Source organism: Bradyrhizobium sp. 170 (genome assembly GCF_023101085.1).
Classification (GTDB): Bacteria; Pseudomonadota; Alphaproteobacteria; order Rhizobiales; family Xanthobacteraceae; genus Bradyrhizobium.
Window position 1 is genome coordinate 7,633,238 of record NZ_CP064703.1, and the last position, 17,208, is coordinate 7,650,445.

Genomic DNA, 17,208 nt, shown 5'->3' on the forward strand with positions numbered 1-17,208 from the left:
TTCCTTGGGTTCTCCTAGCGCCCCGGGTCGCTCTTGCCGGCGAGCACGCGGTCGAGCCCGTAGAAGCGGTCGAGCAGGATCAGGGCGGTCATGGTTATCGCGATCACGCTGGCCGAGACGGAGGTCACCAGCGGATCGATATTGTCCTGGATGTAAAGGAACATGCGAACGGGCAGCGTCTCGGTGCCGGGCGTGGCTAGGAAGACGGTCATGGTCAGATCGTCAAAGGACTGAATGAAGGCCAGTGCCCAGCCGCTGATGACGCCCGGCAGGATCAGAGGCAGTGTCACGCGGCGGAATAACGTCCAGTCGCCGGCGCCGAGCGAGACCGCGGCCATCTCGATGGAGCGGTCCATGCCGGTCGCCGCGGCCAGCGTCAGCCGGAGAGCGAATGGAAACACCACCACCACATGAGCGACCAGCAGCCCTGTGAAACTGCCGCCCATGCCGATCGCCGTGAAGAAGCGCAGGAAGGCGATGCCGAGCACGACATGCGGGATCATCAGCGGCGACAGGAACAACGCTGCGAGGGCGTCGCGGCCGCGGAAGCTATAGCGCGCGATCGCAAGCGCCGCCGGCACCGCGAACAGAAGCGCCACCAACGAGGACAGCGCGCCTAACCCGAGGCTCACCCAGAAGGCGTGGACGAACTCGGGATAATTCGCGATCGCCCTGAACCAGCGCAACGAGAAATTGGTGGTCGGCAGCGACAGGTAGCCCTCGGGCGTGAAAGCGACGAGGCAGACCACCACGATCGGCGCCAGCATGACGAAGACGAAGATCGTATGGAAGATGAGCGAGAGCGGGCCGTTCGTCCTCATCGGAACACCTCGGCATAGCGTCGCTCGATCAGCGCGTTGCTGCCGATGACGATCAGCACCAGCGCCACCAGAAGCAGGACCGCCACCGCCGCACCGAGCGGCCAGTTCAGCGTGTTGAGAAACTCGTCATAGGCAAGCGTCGCCGCGACCTTGAGCCGGCGGCCACCGATGATGGCGGGCGTCGCGAAAGCGCTGGCGGACAGCGAGAACACGATGATCGCGCCCGACAACACGCCCGGCATGATCTGCGGCAGCACGATGCGGCGGATGATCGTGAACGAGCTGGCGCCTAGCGACAAAGCGGCGTTCTCGATCTGCGGGTCGACGCGCTGCAGCGCGGCCCAGACCGACAGCACCATGAACGGCATCATCACATGCGCGAGTGCGATGACGATGCCGGTCTCGGTGAACATGAAAGGCAGCGGCGAGCCGATCAGCCCGAGCGACATCAGGAACTTGTTGACGAGGCCATTATTGCCGCCGAACAGGAGCGCCCAGCCCAGCGTGCGCGCCACCACCGAAATCAGCAACGGGCCAAGGATCACGAGCAGGAAGAAGCTCTTCCAGCGTCCGCTCATGCGGTTGAGGATGTAGGCCTCCGGCGCACCGAGCACGGCGGTGATCAGCGTCGTCAACAGCGCGATGCGGAACGTTCGCCAGAACATCTCGGCAAAATAGGGATCGATCGCGATCTCGTGCCAGTTCTTCAGGATGAAGACCGGCTCGATGCCCTTGTACTGGCCCCAGTCGTGGAACGAGAGCATCACCGTCATGGCGAGCGGAATCACCAGGACACCGACAAACAGCATCAGCGCCGGCGCGGTCAGCATCCACGCCGCGCGCCCATCGCGCTCGTCTGTCGTTGGTGCAGCGCTCGCCGGAGCCGCATCGACGACCGCGCTCATGCGGCACCTCCGGCGCGACGCAGGCTCATGTCTTCCGGCCGCCAGGCGAGCCGAACGGCCTCGCCCTCCGCGGGCTGCGGCTGGCCGTCATTTTGGCGGATCACAATCATGAAGCCGCACTCGCACTCGCACTGGAATAGCCAGTGATTGCCCTGGAAGATGCGGGTGACGATCTTCGCCGCGAGCCCCGCATCGCCGAAGCCGATCCGCTCGGGGCGGATGCTGACCGTCACCGGGCCCGCGAGGCCAGCCGGTGCCGGTGCGCTCCAGGAGCCCGCGATCAGCCGCCCCGGCGTGGCGCTCCGGTCGATGCTCGCGGCGAAATCATTGGTCTTGCCGAGGAACTGTGACACGAAGGCGGACGCCGGCCGTTCGTAGGTTTCCTGCGGCGTACCGATCTGCTCGATGCGGCCCTGGCTCATCACCACGATCCGGTCGGACAACGACATCGCCTCGTTCTGGTCGTGGGTGACGAGAATCGTGGTGGTCCCGATATTTCGCTGGATCTGCCGCAGCTCGATCTGCATCTCCTCACGCAGCTTGGCGTCCAGATTCGACAGCGGCTCATCGAGGAGCAGCACGCTCGGCCGGATTACGAGCGCACGAGCAAGCGCGACGCGTTGCTGCTGACCGCCGGACATCCGGCGCGGATAGCGGTCCTCGTAGCCGGCGAGCCCGACCATGGCCAGCGTGGCGCGCACGCGCTCGCGGCACTCGGCCCGCGGCACGCGCCGCATCTCAAGGCCAAAGGCGACGTTCTCGGCCGCCGTCATATGCGGGAACAGTGCATAGCTCTGAAATACGATACCGAGCCCGCGCTTCGCCGGCTGCACCGCGGTCAGGTCGCATCCCTCGAGCCGGATCGCGCCGCGCGAGGGATGCAGAAAGCCCGCGATCATCTGCAGCGTCGTGGTCTTTCCGCATCCCGACGGACCGAGGAAGGAGACGAATTCGCCCTTGCCAACGGTAAGGCTGAAGTCATCGACAACAGTCTGCGGGCCGAACTGCTTTGCGACACGGTCGAGCTCAAGAAAGGACATGGATGCTTCCAGGTGCTGCTGTGGTAGAGTTCGATGGTGGGCCTGCGCCATTGCGCGGAGCCATCGCCGAAATCCTGTCCGCCGGCGCCGAGCCTTGGCTCAGCGCTCGACTTCGCGATTCCACCGCTTGGTCCATTCCTCACGCTTGTCGTTGATAACAGTCCAGTCGGGCGTATAGAGTTTTGCGGCGCGATCGCCGATCGGAGCCATCTTGCCGAGCTCCGGTGGGACCACGACCGACTTCAGTACCGGGCCGTAGCCGTAGTCCTTCAGCAGCACGAGTTGTATTTTCGGCTCGAGCAGCGTCTTGACGAATGCCGAGGCAAGCGGCGATGCGTTGGGCTTGGTGATCGGACAGGCGGTCGTCAGCAGCGTGGCCGCACCTTCCTTCGGATAGACGAAGTCGACGGGGAAGCCGGTGTTGGCGAAGCTCTGGACGCGGGCCGTACCCCACACCGCCAATACGGCCTGGCCGGACTGGAACAGCTCGGTCATCTTGCCCGGCGAAGGCTCATAGGCCAGCACATTTGGATTGACGTCGGTCTTGATGATCTTGAAGCCGGCGTCGACGTTGGCCTCGCTGCCACCGTTCATCCGGGCGAGCATCAGCAATGTGTGCAGACCATAGGTGTTGTTGATGGGCGGAATGACCAGTTGCTTCTGATACTTTGGATCCTTGAGATCGTTCCAGGAGGTCGGCGGCGCCCAGCCCTTCTCGGCGAAGGCTTTGGTGTTGTACATCAAGCCGGTTGCGACCAGGCCAATGCCAACCGCACGGTCGTCCTTGAAGCGTGCGGCCTCGTAGAGATCGGCAGGAAGGCCTTCGAGCTTGCCGCAGAAGCCCAGCTGGATGGCCTGGTACATCGGACCGTCATCGACGATCGCCACATCGATCTGCTGGTTGCCCTTCTGGGCTTGCAGCTTGGCAAGCGTGTCCGTCGAATTGCCGGCGACGTATTCAACTTTGACGCCGTTCGCCTTTTCGAACGCCGGGATCACCTCGTCGCGGATCGTCTTCTCGAAAGAGCCGCCGTATCCGGCGACATAGAGCGTCTTCTGCTGCGCCAAAGCCGCCGAGGGGGCGAAGGCGAGCGTCGCGATGGTCGCGGTCACAAGGCCGAGTTGCTTCATTTGGATCGATCTCCAACATCGTTTGCGAGGTGAGCACCCGGAGCGCATCCCCAATTTGACCGGTTCGAAGCCTTTGAGCGCTTGGGGTTGCTGCGCTGCCTAGAAAACTGGCTGCGTCCAGCCTTGATGAAAAAGATCGCAATCCACGCTTTCACCGTCCAATTAATAATGGCACCCTCTTCATGCTGAAATATTATGGATTGGAAAGCATGGCGCGGATCAATTCGCGGCAGGTCGAAGCCTTCCGCGCGATGATGCTGACAGGCAGTGTGACGGAAGCGGCAAAGCTGATGGCTGTGACGCAGCCGGCCGTAAGCCGGCTGCTGCGCGACTTTCAGGCGCTGCTGAAAATGGAGCTGTTCGAAAAGCGCGGCACCGGACTGGTGCCGCGGGCTGCCGCGACGGCACTCTACATGGAGGTCGAACGGTCCTTCATTGGCCTCGAACGAATTACCGCAGCAGCCGAAGAAATCCGCAGCCGTCGGACCGGCACGCTGCGGATCGCGGCCCTGCCGGCGCTGTCCAACGGCTACCTGCCGAGGCTCTCCGGGCGATTTCTGATGGAGCGGCCGAACCTCAACCTGTCGTTCTTCGGCGTGATCTCACCGATTGTGGTCGACTGGGTGTTGAACAACCAATGTGACATCGGCTTCGCTGAAGTGCCGATCGCCCATGCGGGCCTGTCGAGCGTGCGGCTGCCGGCGCCCGCTCGCGTAGCAATTCTGCCCGCCGGCCACCGGCTCGCGGCCAAGACGACGCTGCAGCCGCGCGATTTCGAAGGCGAGACCTTCGTGTCCCTGACGGCGGGATCGACCGGCCGACATCTGATTGACCAAGCCTTCAATCGCGACGATGTCCGCCGGATTCTTCGGGTCGAGACCAGCCTGTCCGAAATCATGTGCGGGTTGGTGTCATCTGGACTCGGCGTGGCGATCTGCGACCCCTTTACGGCACAGGAGTTCGAGGGCCGAGGCGTCGTGGCGCGTCCTTTCTTACCGCGGATCGATTTCGAATTCGCTGCCGTGTTCCCGCCGCAACGCAGTCCTTCGCCAGTGGCCTTGGATCTGGTGGAGGCCGTGCGGCGGGCGCTGAGCGAGACGAATATCTCAGCCCGAATCGGAACAACATGAACTTGCGCAATTGTTGAACGGGGCCGTACGGTAGATCGCCATGGCGCGATCGAGTGCAGCTTAAGCCTTTCGTCCCGATCGCGCGTATCCCTGTCGCTTTAAGTGCGGAGCTTTGAGAGGTCGACCTTGTCGAGGCTCTCCACGCCTGCTGACGCCTCACGCGGGCGAAGGCGGGTTTGTGGTACGAATGCTCGTGGAGGCTGAGAAGAGCTGATTTTATTGGTAGCGAGAGAGGGCTACATGCAGTCCCCCACCCAATTCGAGGCTTTGTTTTCAAAGACTTACAGGGCGGCTTGATTCCAGACGCGCCATGAACTTGTCTCAGTTTTGGTGCACAGCCCAAGCGGGCTTCCCGTGAGATGGCGAGCGCTCGCCTTCGGAACGTAGCCTGACAGGTGGCCCGCCCAGCCGGGTACGAAAGCGGGTGTGTAGCACCCCGCCTGTCTTCCCGTGCCACACCGTACACGCCCGGTGTAGTTCGCCACCTTAAGGCTCAGGTCGATCAAACCATGAGCCCGGTGGATGATTGGCTATTCGACGGGCGAAAACTGAAGCGGGCTTCCAGTCTTCCTTTCCGCGCCTGTCGAATAGAACGACTCCTCCTCTGGTGAAATAGGCAGGTCCGGGAATATCGCAGTCCACCTGCAAGTGGACCGCCCATAGGTCTCCGGTCTCGGGAACCTTGAAGGTTGGCGGCAAATAGGTCACGTGGACCGGATCGTTGGTGATAGCGCATCGGCCGCGCTTAAGTAGATCGCCAAGCTTCCCCTGCGCCGTCGTGACGAAATTGAAGTTGGATAGATCATGCAGGAAACGAAGATTTGGGTTCTTCTCTTCCTCGCTGACCTCACTCGCAACGAGCGATAGAGCGAATGCCTGCCAGCCCAGCTCCATCGGTTTTGCATAGGGTGGCCCAAGTGTCATCGTCCCATCCGATGCGACTTCCCAGGTGATCGTATATTCATCCCCTGTTTTTTCGCTGCTGTGTTTGGCCCATGAGAACACTACGACCTCGTCACCGCTGCCAGTCTTGGCGACTTCCCACCCTCTCGGAACGAAGTGCGCTACCTTCGAGACCTTGGCGAAGATTTGTTCGGCGGTCTCGCCGTCCTGCGCTCGCCAGTCCTTCTTTACCTTAGCGACAAGCGTTGGCTCAGCCGCTTGGGCCATCATCGCAGCGAGCACGAACAGGCCTGTCACAATCATCATCGTCAATGACTTGCGGGTGTGCATTTGCATGGTCCGAACAATCATAAAAATGCTGGAGCCTCAGCGTGCCATCGCACAAGATTATCCATATCAACCAAAACGATTTTCTCCGAAAGCGCGGCGGACTCTGTCGCCTCCTCCGTAAAAGCGGATGTCGTGACGACGTAACCGCGCAGGGCGTTATGTTCCTCAATGACGCCCTTGAATTGCTGGATAGTGGGTCGACCGACCTTATTGTCAGTCGAATTTCGCTTGCATTGTACGATCATCAAACCTTCAGGGTGGATGGCAAAGCCATCAACGCCATAGTCATTTGATTTCCGCGTCGCCCACGACTCAAAGCCCGCAGCTTCGAAGAAGCTCATGGTGTGGCGCTCGAAATGGAAAGGGTCCATGCCGAGCAGATGTTTCCGAAGGGCCAACTCCTCCACCGGGACGGCAAAACGGGTGGGGTCCATCGGCTGTTCTTTCATCGCAGCCTTCATTTGCGCGCTAGCGCGGCGCAACCGTTCGTCTTGGACTATGACGTCAATGATCTCGGCGATATGAGGCCGCGCCTCAGGGTTCGTTACAACAGCCTCGATTATTGAAGTGATGCCCGCCGCACCGAGAAAGATCAGCAACAGCACCGGAACCCCAAGAGCACCGCCAAACGCTGCGACACCGGCAGCCTGTCCGCCAACCAATGGAATAGCAGCTAACGTCGCGGGGAGAGCGATCTTCATCGACAGCGGAAGGTCAGACTTCCGGTAGTTCGAGACGGCTTCAGAAACGCTTTTCGCAATCGCCACAATGGCGGTTCGTGAACTAATAAGCGCGTTCAGTCTCTTGAATTTATCAACAGGACTTAGGTTACTCGCGACAACGGTTCGCGACTCGCTTAGCCATTGTATCGCGAGCACACGATCTTCCGCCCGCGTCGTGTGCTTTATAGCCGACGCAAACCGGCCAACCAGCCATTTCTTGATGCTCCCTGTGATTGTATCGAACATATTTACTTCCTCGCACTACGAAACACCTTATAGTGGTATCAAATGACTTAGCCAAGGGGAGCGGGGATGAGGGCAACATTGGGATTGGCGCTGTTAGTTAGCGGGTCTTGTACCGCTCGCTCTTAGGACGCTTCCGCTGCTAGGACTACCAAAAAGCGCCAAGTGCAGCTATCCTGAAGGTACGGGGCGGATAGAATGGTCTTTGCATTCGGGGATGATCTACACCGAAAGAGTTGGCCGTTGGCAACTTGGCTCATCTGTTGTTTGGCTACTTCAAGTCTTGTAGCCACGACTTTAATGCCGGAGTTGCGACAACCGTTGATCTTCTTGTTTGGATTCATCCCCTTGGAATTCTCAATTCACCCTGCCTTGAACTTCTACAGATTTGTCACCGCTGAATTTATCCACCAGAATCTAACGCACCTCGTGGGAAACTTGCTTTTCCTATTTGCCTTCGGCAGAGCGGTCGAAGGGCTAGTTGGCTCAACCGTTTTCGCCGCAGCATTCGTCGGCTTAGGCGCATTGGGTTTTCTCGGGTCATGGCTGATCAACCCCGCTTCTGCCGTTCCAATCATTGGCAATTCGGGGGCTGTTTCCTTTCTTCTCGGAGGTTATGTTTTAATTTTCCCGAAAGCGAAGATCAGACTGCTCCCCTTTCTTCGACGGCCTTATCTTAGAGCGTGGTTTTTTGCCGCGATGTGGCTTCTACTGCAGATGGTTGATGTCGTCAGTGTCGGAGAAGCGGGCAGCGGGATCGCCTATTGGACCCATTTTGCCGGTTTCGTTATTGGCCTTGTTGCTGCAGCCTGCTGGCGCGAGTTTGCCCTAGATACAGAGCGCATCATTTCCGAGATCAGAGGGGCGTCGTCGTGAAGGATCTCGCGATTTTCGTTGGCATCGCAATCACCAGTGTTCTTGTTGCCGTTGCAAATGTTGTGATCGCGAGAATCACCGGTTTCAACGTCTTTAGCTTAAAGATTTGGTTGGTTGTTCCGGTTGGAGCCCTCATAGTCGGAGCCGCAGCCGCGTCTGGCGGGCTGCTTGCTACTAGACTCTTCCACGCTAAGCCCAATTGGTTCGATGCGGTGATGATGATCGTCTTCGCCGCCATGACGATGCTACTTATTTATTATCTCGACTACAGCACTATGGTGTTCGAAGACGGACGGAAAATAGCGGACTTAGTCTCCTTCGAACAGTTTGTGAATCTATCGCTGACCACGGCACACATGCGTGTCGGACGCGGCGCGCGTGACGTAGGTGAGGTAGGACAAGCAGGTTACTGGTTTGCAGTTGCCGAGTTTGTCGGCTTTCTAATTGGTGGCTTTAGCACTTTCGCATTCGTCAGCTCGATGCCGCGCTGCGTCGTTTGTAGCTCGTATTTGCGCAAGCTAAAAACTAAACGAACTGACGAGTTGCTGGACGATGAAGTCGCGCCTTTGCTCCAATCACTTCAGCACGGCGATATTGACGCGGTTACTGAATCGCTTGCGTGGAACGCTCCCTCTGGGAGACAGCTTAATAAGAATGATCGACGCTGGATTTTGACGTACAACCTTCTGGGCTGCCCTAAGTGTCAAAACGAACAAATCGCCGCGAAAGTCCAAGTTTGTAGCAATGGTAGCGAGTGGACTGAAATGCCAACCTTAGAGACCCGTCGAAATCTCGCTGATGGGTTTTCTCTTCGGCAAGCATTCTCATAGCCAGTATAAAGCTACAGTACGCGCAGTAACTTGGAAAGAAACGACCTAATTAGAACTTGGCACCCAGCCGCGGATAGTCTTTCAGTATGGCATCTTGGATGGCGTCAACCTCGATTACAGAATAAAGCTTCTTGGCCTGCGCCTCGTCGCCAGCGGCCATCAAAAGATTGATTATGAAGTGCAGCGCCGCGTCGCGGTAAAACTCATCTCGCAACTCGCGGGCAAGGTTTGTCGCCTCAAGAAGCATAGACTGATATCGCTTGAGTTCATACTGACCAAACTCTTCGCGCTGTTCTTCCTCTGAAAAGCCAACAAACGACTCCGCGCTCATTTTGCCCATCCAGCAGAGGTTCTTGATCTTCACTACCTTCTCTGCTTCGCCGGGAAACTCGTCGCCCTTCTCCAAAGTTGGCTGCTCTGGCTTTTTACCAAACCCGAACATTTGACGCTCCTCTTAGAAATACCGCATCTTACACAACGCTCACGAGACGTCACCCTTTCTGTTTGGCCCGGCGCTCAAACGCTGCTCATCACTGTGCGCTCAATCTGCCACGGCAAGTCCTGAAGCCAACGATACACAGCCTGAAGGCTGTGAGGCTTTACGACTTCAAGTTCGCCCGGCCTGCCCGATCCCTCAATCAGATAAAACGAACCGCACGGCCTTCGCGCTCGAAGCTTCGATCCTTGTCGGCGGAGCGTGCAACGTTATAAGTTATCATTGCATCTTCGATCTTAGCTCGAAATCTCCGATCATTTTCCCGCTGCATTGAGTTCCGGAGCGTCTCGCTCTCTTTCTCGCTAAAGATCGGCCTCGACGCCTTCGCTTTGACGTTTCTGAGAATCATAAACTTTGAAATGTTGAGATATCGCTCCTCAACCGCATCTTCGCCGCAACCGTTCGCCGCATCGCTGTAAGGGATAAAATGCCTGACGTTCAGCAGATCAAACTCGTCATAGATGGGATAACGTTCCGTTAGAACATCTAGCTCCGCATCAACGCGCGACGATGCCGATGCCGACATTTCGCGCTCGAACTCCCCTGCCTTGTAGTAGGCCGCGACCATTTTGGCAGGATCATCGCTAACGATGACGTTCGCAAGCTCGCGCCGTAGGACTTCTAGATAACGGGTCTCGGACTCAAGGGTACGCATCCGACGAGCGCCGTCTTGCCTGACGCGTAGTATTTCGCGAAGCGTGTGACCTTAAGTCTAGCTTTAAGGTCATCAGGCGATGCGGGTCGAGGTTTTAGGCGGGTTGGAGAGGCGGCGGCGCTGGTCGCAGGATGACAAGGCGCGGATCGTCGAGGAAACGCTGGTACCGGGCGCCAAGGTGACAGATGTTGCGCGCCGCAACGGTGTCGCGGCCAGCGTCGTGTTCACCTGGCGCCGCCAGGCCCGGACGGTCGAGAAGGTCGGGACGTGTTTTGCGCCGGTGCAGATTGCCTTGGCGGTGGAGCCGAGCGCGGAAGAAGCGAAGCCGCTATCCAAGGATGACCGGCGGTTGCAGCCCGTGCCGGCCGCCCGGAACGGATTGATCGAGATCGATCTTGGCAACCGGCGACGCATCCGGGTGGATGCACAGGTTGACCCCGAGGCGCTGGCGCGGGTCCTCGACGTGCTTGAGCGCCGATGATCGCCATACCAGGCAATGTGCGGGTGTGGCTTGCGACCGGCCATACCGATATGCGCCGCGGATTCCCGAGCCTGGCGCGTCTGGTTCAGGAGAGCTTGAAGCGTGATCCGCACGCTGGTGATCTCTACGTTTTTAGGGGTCGTCGCGGCGACCTGATCAAAATCATTTGGCATGACGGCCAGGGCGCGTGTCTGTTCACGAAAAGACTGGAGCGCGGCCGATTTTTGTGGCCATCGGTGGCGGACGGCGTTGTCACGATCAGTGTTGCACAACTATCCTATCTCCTGTCCGGAATTGACTGGCGAATGCCGCAGGCAACCTGGCGTCCGCAGGCTTCCGGATAAGCTGTGGCTTTTTGACTCACGACGGAAATCTAGCGGGATTTTTAGTGGCGAATATGTTGGATTGTCGTCGTGACGACGCCCTCCGATCCGCTTCCCGCCGACCTTGCTGCTGCGCACGCAATGATCCTTGCGCAGCGCGAATTGCTGATGCTGGCAAAGAGCGAAGTGACCGTGGGCCGCCTGGAAATCGAGCGGCTGAAGCTGATGCTGGCCAAAGCACGGCGCGAACAGTTCGGGCAATCTTCTGAACGCGGCAAGCTGCTGGTCGAGCAGCTCGAGCTGGCCATCGAGGATCTTGAAGAAACCCAGGCTGAGCAGGAAACCAGGGCCGAGATCGCAGCACCAGAAGCCGCCAAACAGAAGCGTGCGCAAAATCCGCGGCTGCCTCGACGTCCCCTGCCGGACAATCTGCCTGTCGAACGTATCGTCGAACCCGCACCTTGCGCGTGTGGCAAGTGTGGCAGCGAGCGGCTGCACAAGCTTGGCGAGGTGGTGTCGAAGACCCTTGAATGCGAGCCGCGGCGCTGGAAGATCATCGAGCACGTCCGCGAGAAGTTCTCCTGCCGGGATTGCGAGGCGATCACCGAGGCGCCGGCGCCCTCACATCCGATCCCGCGCGGCTTTGCCGGGCCGAGTTTGCTGGCGATGGTGCTGGTCAACAAGTTCCTGCTGCATCAGCCGTTGAACCGCCAGAGCAAGACCTATGCTCGGGAAGGGATCGAGATCGATGTCTCGACGCTAGCGGATCGGGTCGGCGCCTGCGTGGTGGCGCTCGACCCCATTATTGAGGCGATCCGAACTCACGTCATGAGCGCGGAACGCATCCACGCCGATGACACGACGGTGCCCGTACTGGCGAAACTGAAGACTGTCATCGGCCGGATCTGGACCTACGTTCGCGATGACCGGCCGTTTGGCGGCAAAGACCCACCGGCGGCAGCGTTCCATTACTCGCGCAGTCGTGCCGGGGAACATCCACAAGGCCATCTTGCCGGCTATGTGGGCCTGATGCAGGCCGATGCCTTTGATGGGTACAACCAGCTCTACAAGGCTCAAAGGAAGCCGGCGCCGATCCTTGAAGCAGCCTGCTGGAGCCACGGCCGGAGGAAGTTTGTCGACTTGGTGAAACAGGGAGAAGCGCCGATCGCCAGCGAGGCTGTGCGGCGCATCGATATCCTCTTCGAGATCGAGCGCACCATCAACGGCAAAACGCCGGAGCAGCGGCTTGCCGTGCGCCGCGAACGATCACGGCCACTCATTGCCGAGCTTGAAATCTGGATGCGCCAGCAGCGAGCGTTGCTCTCCACCAAGAACGATACCGCAAAGGCGATCAACTACCTGCTCAACCGCTGGGCAGCGTTCACGCGCTTCCTCGACGACGGCCGCGTCTGTCTTACGAACAACGCCGCCGAACGAGCGTTGCGGGGTGTGGCGGTTGGAAGAAGAAACTGGACCTTTGCCGGTTCGGACGCGGGCGGCCATCGGGCTGCCGCTGTCTATACCTTGATCGAAACTTGCAAGATGAACGACGTCGATCCGCAAGCCTGGCTCGCTGACGTGCTGGCCAGGCTTCCAGACCACCCAGCCAACAAAGTCGACGAATTGCTTCCGTGGAATTGGAAGGCGAACCAACGGTCAAAGCCCGCCGTTGCTGCCTGAGCGCTTCGCGGATGACCATCGCGCCCGCCTGGGGTGCTGGCCGGATGCGTACACTCAAGGCGGATGCGTTCGCTTTCGTCCGTGCGCCAAACCAAAAGCTTTTGCGCGCGTTTATTCGCCGCGCTGGCACCAACGGCGTACCCCCGAACAGGCAAACGACGGCAGTTGACACGACCGAAGTCGAAACGAGATCGGCTATGCGGGTAGCCGATTTGCCGGGTGATCCTGAAGTCGAAGCCGTTTACGGTATGGAAGAGGTGTTCGTTTGGCTTCAGGAGTGTCCGCAACAGGTACGGCGCACCCTCGTATGGTGTTCCATGAACCGCGTCGTAACATAGGGCCGTTCCCAATGGGCCAAGGACAACCCTTTGCTCTTCTCCTACCGTTATACGATTGATAGCCGTAGATGATCCACGGTGGCTTCTATGAGGCCCTTAGCTTTTCACTCTCCAGACGCTCCAAGAACGCGGCTGCTCGACGCGTATTTCTTTCGATGGCGAACACTGCAAACAGAAAAGAGGTAGCAAGTGCGCCTGTGACAAATCCGCCAAATGCTCCGAGGATCGCACCGACAGTCGCTGCAAATTTAGAGTCATTTCCGAGGCTTAACCCGAGCAAATTTAGAATCGATGACGTTAAAGCGCTGGAAAGACTCCCCATCACAGCACCAGCGACAGCAAGGCAAATCACGAATAGAAGGGCGGCAACCTCTCCAACCCAAATGATTCCACGATGCGCCGCCTTGCTCTCATCAATAACCCTCCGCCCACTGCTATCTACGCGAGGTTTTCCGATCCATTCTAGGAGACCCATAGTCAATGGGATAACTAGTAGGAACGGAACCCAGGCCCTAATAAGCTCCATAATATCACGCATGTTGCTCCCCTTTAGGGTTAGTCCGTAGCCCTTTATATCCCGGAAATCGGGTGAACCATCAGGTACATCCAAACCAGCAGTGTTGATACTGCTGTGGGCAGTGTTGGCGCTGCTTCTGACAGGAAGCGCTCTTGCAAACGATGCGCGCGGACAGGCGAGCGTCATCGACGGCGACTCGACAGTTTAAGCGACAAAGCATCAAGACGTTGAAACGGCAGGAAGACTACAAGGCTCCTCGATTTCAGGATCACCCGGCAATTCGCCTGCCCCGCATCAACACGAACGAACCGCATGCCTTTCGGGACGTGCGGTTCGCTGTGGTATCGACAAGAATTAATAATCTGCCCTGCTTCTTGTGCCACAGGTAGGTATTGAGAACCGTGTTCCGCGTCACTCCGTCGTAGACGACCATAACTCAGTGTTGGAATCGTTCCGTCATTCGCTGAGTTGACTGGGCCATTGTTCCAGCCCGCTTCTGGCAACCAAGTATATTCCATGATTCCGCGCGCGCTCTTCGGCTGCCCTTGAAAACCGTTTGGCATTGGTAAGTGCGAAAAGTCGGGTAACGCCCGCGTAGTTCGAACGCGCCCTCAAGAGATTTTCAATTGCTTCGGGCCCACAGGCACTATTGACATCCTGTTTATGCTTGCATTGCACGATAGCGCGCGCACCTGAAATCCGGTGCGACAAAAGGCCGTCCGCCCCACCATCGTAGGAGCGAGGTGTCCGATATGCTTCCCAACCCAACCCGACACACCTCCTGAGCGCCCATTCCTCAAAGGCATTGGGTTCCATCATATCGATTTCCGCGACTTCGTTCGGTTGTGCTATGGGCGTACGTCGCCCCAGCCGCTGGGCGAACCACTTTCGGTCTGCATCGGAATCGACTGGCGGAACTAGCATCCGATTTGAGAGAAGTCGCTTCTTTTCGAGCAATACATGTAACAGTTCATCAAAGCTGCCGTCGTTGTAAACTGGATGAACGGCCAATGGATAGTAAACGTGGACGTCGCGTTTAGCGCCGATACGATACACTCTATCGGTACACTGATCTTCAACCGCTGGGTTCCACCAGCGTGAAAGATGGATGACGTGATTAGCGCTTGTAAGCGTTAGCCCCACGCCGCCAGCGCGCGGCGACAAAATCATCACGTCGAATGAGCCGATCTCAGACTGAAACGCATCTACTAGGTTCTGTCGCTTTTCTCCGCTCACCTCTCCGTTGATCTGCATCGGGCGTCGCGCGAGCTTGTATCTCCTTTGGATCATTAATGCGAGATGCTCCTGAAGATCCAGGCTCTCCAGAAAAATCAGGACCTTTTCGCGCTGAGCCGCGATCTCATCTAGGATCAGGAACGTCTCAGTGAGTCTCGCTGATTGCTCAATAAACGACTTCGGATCAACGATCTCGGTTGCGGGCGGCCACGTTGGATGGAGAGATACGCCTCGCAAAAAATGCAGAGTTTCAAGGATGGGACCTGATTTGGGCTCTCTCGCCCGAGCGACAATGTCGGAATAGTTTTGCGCTTGGATCCCTTGCATTAATCGTCGGCGAATATGAATATGCTTCTTCGGAAGCCCATCGAGATGGTCGGCCTTCATTCGTCGCAACACCGGTGCTGGACCTAGCGCGCTGGGATCAAGCATCGACTTCCGAAGGTTCTCTAACTGAGCTTCGCCATTGGGCTGATAGTCTCTACAAAAACTTTTTAGATCACCGAGTGTCCCTGGGCTGATGATATCCATAAGGCACCACAAGTCGGCCAATTGATTCTCGATTGGTGTGCCGGTGAGCCCCAGAACGAAATTTGAGTTCAATGTTTTGGCTGCACGCGTGAGAAGAGAAGACGGGGACTTTATCTTCTGCATCTCATCGAAAACGACGCACGAGAAACGAATAGATGCAAAGCTAAGGTGATAATCTCGAAGGGTTTCATAAGTCGTCAGCACCCAATTGGACTGCTGGAGTTCGCGCCGATCCAACGAAGGAAAGCCTCGATTTATATCGTTGCTGCGATCAACCTTTAGCACTTTAAGGTGGCGACCGTAGACTCTGCAGACGTTTCCTAGGCCGGGCTCGAATAGATGTGAACCATGTTCCTTCTCCCAGTTAGCCAGCAACCCGGTAGGCGCGACGATCAGGATCGGGCCCGCAAACTCGGATGAAGAGATTGTCGAGTTGGTGCCCTCCCGCAACCAAGAGAGAAAAGCGAGTGCTTGGAGCGTTTTGCCTAGCCCCATGTCGTCTGCAAGCAAACCGCCCGAGTAACCGAGCCGCCACACCTCCTGCAACCAATTCAGACCGCTGAGTTGATGTTTCATCAGACTCGGTTTGACCGACGATGGGACACCAAGCTGTAACCTCAATCTCGGCTTCACACTTCTCCGGTAGCCAATCGCATCAAAATTCTCTTCAATAATAAGAACATTCTTATGCTCAGCTTCAGGCTCATCTTTTATAGTGGTCGGCGGGGTCTTCTCGTGATCCAAAGTCGGACGAACTAGTCCTACCAAATCACGTAAAGCTGTTTGGGTCTCTTCCGTGGTCGGGATCCGAGTCTTATCTTTGCCGAACTCTACGTAAGGTTCGCCACTTTTTGCGGCCTCGGTGATTTGCTGACGAAGTGGCTCCAATTGTTCCGCCTTCAGAACGACGTACTCACCTCCGATGCGAAGTCCAAATTTTTCGGGAAGCCAATCGTTGGGTTCGCCCTTAATCCAGGGCAGCACCGGCGGAGACCAGATGCCGACGTCGATTACTCTTGCTGAATATTGCTCCGTCTCAATAAAGAGCTTCTCAATGTCGTCATCCGACAGAGCACCCGCCAACGCTTCCTTCAGATAGACTTGCGGCGTTCGAGCGAATCTCTTGCGAGTATCGCTATCCGCCCGCTGCATTTGACGTACGACAGTTAGGCCCTGTCGTAGTGAAGGATCCAACGTTACGTACACACCACGCTCAATAACGTAGCTCGATTTGCAATCTTCAAATGAACGGAAACGTTCCCTTGCAAATAGGTCATTCTGATGAGCAGTAAGCAAGCTCCCCGCTTCATCAATCAAAGCGCCGTCAGTTTCCGCGACAGCCGAAACGGAACGACCAAAAAGTATAGGGTCAAAATCAAAGCTCCTGTCGACCGTCCTTAAGCTTAGGGAAAACGCAGTCGCGTGCTGCACACGAAAGCTGTTGAAGTAAGAGTCTATGCGAAGCTGATCTCGCGGCTCCTGCGGTAACAGGTTCTGTAGCCTTGCGATTGCAGAAAGGTCTCGCCCCTCCGGTCCTAGAGGTTTGGCGGCAAACGAATCAATAGCTTCGATTAAGCTAAACAGAGGTTCAGGAATTCGGTAGCGTTGATCGTTTACAAGCAAGAAAGCACCGTCGCGCTTCGTTCGATACGGACGATTTCCCTCCCCGATCCAGCGGCCAACGATACGGAAATTAGGATCGGTTATAAGATTTTGGGTCTCGACTTGGAGAAGGAGCTTCGTCGCTGGCACCAAGCCAAGACTGAGTGCTTGTGGTTCAGTCAATCCAGCGAGACTGTGATGATCAACGAAGAGTCCGTCCGCTCTTGGGTCCACCGTATTCTCGGCATTTTCTACCAAAGCCAAGAGCCGCGCGATGGCCGAAAAGCCTAGGTCAGAAGTCCGGGTTGCCCAATCATCAACGGCTATTGGTGCAGCGCTTCTAAAGGCTCTATTTTCTAGAAGCCGTAAGAATATGCCTCCATCCACGATATCGTATGAAAACTGCATACGTGCCATC

General features: G+C 57.4%; 17 protein-coding genes. 7 read left to right on the plus strand and 10 right to left on the minus strand.

Annotated elements, in window-relative coordinates; genetic code table 11:
* Positions 1-14 precede the first annotated feature (14 nt).
* The 4 genes from IVB05_RS35600 to IVB05_RS35615 all read right to left on the minus strand — a co-directional run bounded on the left by IVB05_RS35600 (position 15) and on the right by IVB05_RS35615 (position 3,897).
* Positions 15-821, minus strand: a complete 807-nt coding sequence (locus IVB05_RS35600; protein WP_247780681.1) for an ABC transporter permease — start codon at positions 819-821, stop codon at positions 15-17.
* The gene (locus tag IVB05_RS35605; RefSeq protein ID WP_247787246.1) at positions 818-1,651 is read right to left on the minus strand and encodes an ABC transporter permease; all 834 of its coding nucleotides are present in this window, start codon (positions 1,649-1,651) and stop codon (positions 818-820) included. The genes IVB05_RS35600 and IVB05_RS35605 overlap by 4 nt, the downstream gene beginning before the upstream one ends.
* Before the next feature lie 71 nt (positions 1,652-1,722).
* Positions 1,723-2,766 (minus strand): ABC transporter ATP-binding protein, encoded by a 1,044-nt coding sequence (locus tag IVB05_RS35610; RefSeq protein ID WP_247780682.1) that lies wholly within the window; start codon positions 2,764-2,766, stop codon positions 1,723-1,725.
* A gap of 99 nt (positions 2,767-2,865) precedes the next feature.
* Positions 2,866-3,897, minus strand: a complete 1,032-nt coding sequence (locus IVB05_RS35615; protein WP_247780684.1) for an ABC transporter substrate-binding protein — start codon at positions 3,895-3,897, stop codon at positions 2,866-2,868.
* 209 nt (positions 3,898-4,106) lie between these two features.
* Between IVB05_RS35615 and IVB05_RS35620 the strand changes: the two genes are divergently transcribed.
* Positions 4,107-5,027 (plus strand): LysR substrate-binding domain-containing protein, encoded by a 921-nt coding sequence (locus IVB05_RS35620; protein ID WP_247787248.1) that lies wholly within the window; start codon positions 4,107-4,109, stop codon positions 5,025-5,027.
* A 486-nt stretch (positions 5,028-5,513) separates the two neighbouring features.
* On the opposite strand, the gene IVB05_RS35625 is transcribed toward IVB05_RS35620, so the two are convergent.
* Positions 5,514-6,260, minus strand: a complete 747-nt coding sequence (locus IVB05_RS35625) for a nodulate formation efficiency C protein (RefSeq protein WP_247780686.1) — start codon at positions 6,258-6,260, stop codon at positions 5,514-5,516.
* 17 nt (positions 6,261-6,277) lie between these two features.
* The gene (locus tag IVB05_RS35630) at positions 6,278-7,228 is read right to left on the minus strand and encodes a restriction endonuclease (RefSeq protein ID WP_247780688.1); all 951 of its coding nucleotides are present in this window, start codon (positions 7,226-7,228) and stop codon (positions 6,278-6,280) included.
* A gap of 195 nt (positions 7,229-7,423) precedes the next feature.
* Between IVB05_RS35630 and IVB05_RS35635 the strand changes: the two genes are divergently transcribed.
* Both IVB05_RS35635 and IVB05_RS35640 read left to right on the plus strand, forming a co-directional pair.
* Positions 7,424-8,101, plus strand: a complete 678-nt coding sequence (locus tag IVB05_RS35635) for a rhomboid family intramembrane serine protease (protein ID WP_247780690.1) — start codon at positions 7,424-7,426, stop codon at positions 8,099-8,101.
* Positions 8,098-8,931 (plus strand): hypothetical protein, encoded by an 834-nt coding sequence (locus IVB05_RS35640; RefSeq protein ID WP_247780692.1) that lies wholly within the window; start codon positions 8,098-8,100, stop codon positions 8,929-8,931. Before IVB05_RS35635 ends, IVB05_RS35640 begins: the two co-directional genes overlap by 4 nt.
* Before the next feature lie 49 nt (positions 8,932-8,980).
* Here the strand turns inward: IVB05_RS35640 and IVB05_RS35645 are convergent, their stop codons facing one another.
* Positions 8,981-9,373, minus strand: coding sequence for a hypothetical protein (locus IVB05_RS35645; protein ID WP_247780694.1), 393 nt, complete (start codon positions 9,371-9,373; stop codon positions 8,981-8,983).
* A 196-nt stretch (positions 9,374-9,569) separates the two neighbouring features.
* Positions 9,570-10,082, minus strand: a complete 513-nt coding sequence (locus IVB05_RS35650) for a hypothetical protein (protein WP_247780696.1) — start codon at positions 10,080-10,082, stop codon at positions 9,570-9,572.
* A gap of 79 nt (positions 10,083-10,161) precedes the next feature.
* Between IVB05_RS35650 and IVB05_RS35655 the strand changes: the two genes are divergently transcribed.
* The 4 genes from IVB05_RS35655 to IVB05_RS35670 all read left to right on the plus strand — a co-directional run bounded on the left by IVB05_RS35655 (position 10,162) and on the right by IVB05_RS35670 (position 12,904).
* Positions 10,162-10,563, plus strand: coding sequence for a transposase (locus tag IVB05_RS35655; protein WP_247780698.1), 402 nt, complete (start codon positions 10,162-10,164; stop codon positions 10,561-10,563).
* A complete protein-coding gene (tnpB, locus tag IVB05_RS35660) occupies positions 10,560-10,907 on the plus strand; it encodes an IS66 family insertion sequence element accessory protein TnpB (protein WP_247780700.1) in 348 nt (115 codons plus the stop codon). Before IVB05_RS35655 ends, tnpB begins: the two co-directional genes overlap by 4 nt.
* A 120-nt stretch (positions 10,908-11,027) precedes the next feature.
* Positions 11,028-12,566, plus strand: coding sequence for an IS66 family transposase (locus tag IVB05_RS35665; protein ID WP_247786632.1), 1,539 nt, complete (start codon positions 11,028-11,030; stop codon positions 12,564-12,566).
* Positions 12,567-12,577: 11 nt separating this feature from the next.
* Positions 12,578-12,904, plus strand: coding sequence for a hypothetical protein (locus IVB05_RS35670; protein WP_247780701.1), 327 nt, complete (start codon positions 12,578-12,580; stop codon positions 12,902-12,904).
* A gap of 85 nt (positions 12,905-12,989) precedes the next feature.
* On the opposite strand, the gene IVB05_RS35675 is transcribed toward IVB05_RS35670, so the two are convergent.
* Positions 12,990-13,442: a hypothetical protein gene (locus IVB05_RS35675; protein WP_247780702.1), complete on the minus strand. Its 453-nt coding sequence runs from the start codon at positions 13,440-13,442 to the stop codon at positions 12,990-12,992.
* 435 nt (positions 13,443-13,877) lie between these two features.
* Positions 13,878-17,207, minus strand: coding sequence for an SNF2-related protein (locus IVB05_RS35680; protein WP_247780704.1), 3,330 nt, complete (start codon positions 17,205-17,207; stop codon positions 13,878-13,880).
* Position 17,208 lies beyond the last annotated feature (1 nt).

Bases quoted from the DNA above. Each gene is read 5' to 3' on its own strand.
- IVB05_RS35675 (WP_247780702.1), bottom strand. From the start codon at position 13,442: ATGCGTGATATTATGGAGCTTATTAGGGCCTGGGTTCCGTTCCTACTA.
- IVB05_RS35645 (WP_247780694.1), bottom strand. From the start codon at position 9,373: ATGTTCGGGTTTGGTAAAAAGCCAGAGCAGCCAACTTTGGAGAAGGGC.
- IVB05_RS35670 (WP_247780701.1), top strand. From the start codon at position 12,578: ATGACCATCGCGCCCGCCTGGGGTGCTGGCCGGATGCGTACACTCAAG.
- IVB05_RS35620 (WP_247787248.1), top strand. From the start codon at position 4,107: ATGGCGCGGATCAATTCGCGGCAGGTCGAAGCCTTCCGCGCGATGATG.
- IVB05_RS35665 (WP_247786632.1), top strand. From the start codon at position 11,028: ATGATCCTTGCGCAGCGCGAATTGCTGATGCTGGCAAAGAGCGAAGTG.
- IVB05_RS35680 (WP_247780704.1), bottom strand. From the start codon at position 17,207: ATGGCACGTATGCAGTTTTCATACGATATCGTGGATGGAGGCATATTC.
- IVB05_RS35650 (WP_247780696.1), bottom strand. From the start codon at position 10,082: ATGCGTACCCTTGAGTCCGAGACCCGTTATCTAGAAGTCCTACGGCGC.
- IVB05_RS35610 (WP_247780682.1), bottom strand. From the start codon at position 2,766: ATGTCCTTTCTTGAGCTCGACCGTGTCGCAAAGCAGTTCGGCCCGCAG.
- IVB05_RS35625 (WP_247780686.1), bottom strand. From the start codon at position 6,260: ATGCACACCCGCAAGTCATTGACGATGATGATTGTGACAGGCCTGTTC.
- tnpB (WP_247780700.1), top strand. From the start codon at position 10,560: ATGATCGCCATACCAGGCAATGTGCGGGTGTGGCTTGCGACCGGCCAT.
- IVB05_RS35600 (WP_247780681.1), bottom strand. From the start codon at position 821: ATGAGGACGAACGGCCCGCTCTCGCTCATCTTCCATACGATCTTCGTC.
- IVB05_RS35615 (WP_247780684.1), bottom strand. From the start codon at position 3,897: ATGAAGCAACTCGGCCTTGTGACCGCGACCATCGCGACGCTCGCCTTC.
- IVB05_RS35630 (WP_247780688.1), bottom strand. From the start codon at position 7,228: ATGTTCGATACAATCACAGGGAGCATCAAGAAATGGCTGGTTGGCCGG.
- IVB05_RS35635 (WP_247780690.1), top strand. From the start codon at position 7,424: ATGGTCTTTGCATTCGGGGATGATCTACACCGAAAGAGTTGGCCGTTG.
- IVB05_RS35605 (WP_247787246.1), bottom strand. From the start codon at position 1,651: ATGCTGACCGCGCCGGCGCTGATGCTGTTTGTCGGTGTCCTGGTGATT.
- IVB05_RS35655 (WP_247780698.1), top strand. From the start codon at position 10,162: ATGCGGGTCGAGGTTTTAGGCGGGTTGGAGAGGCGGCGGCGCTGGTCG.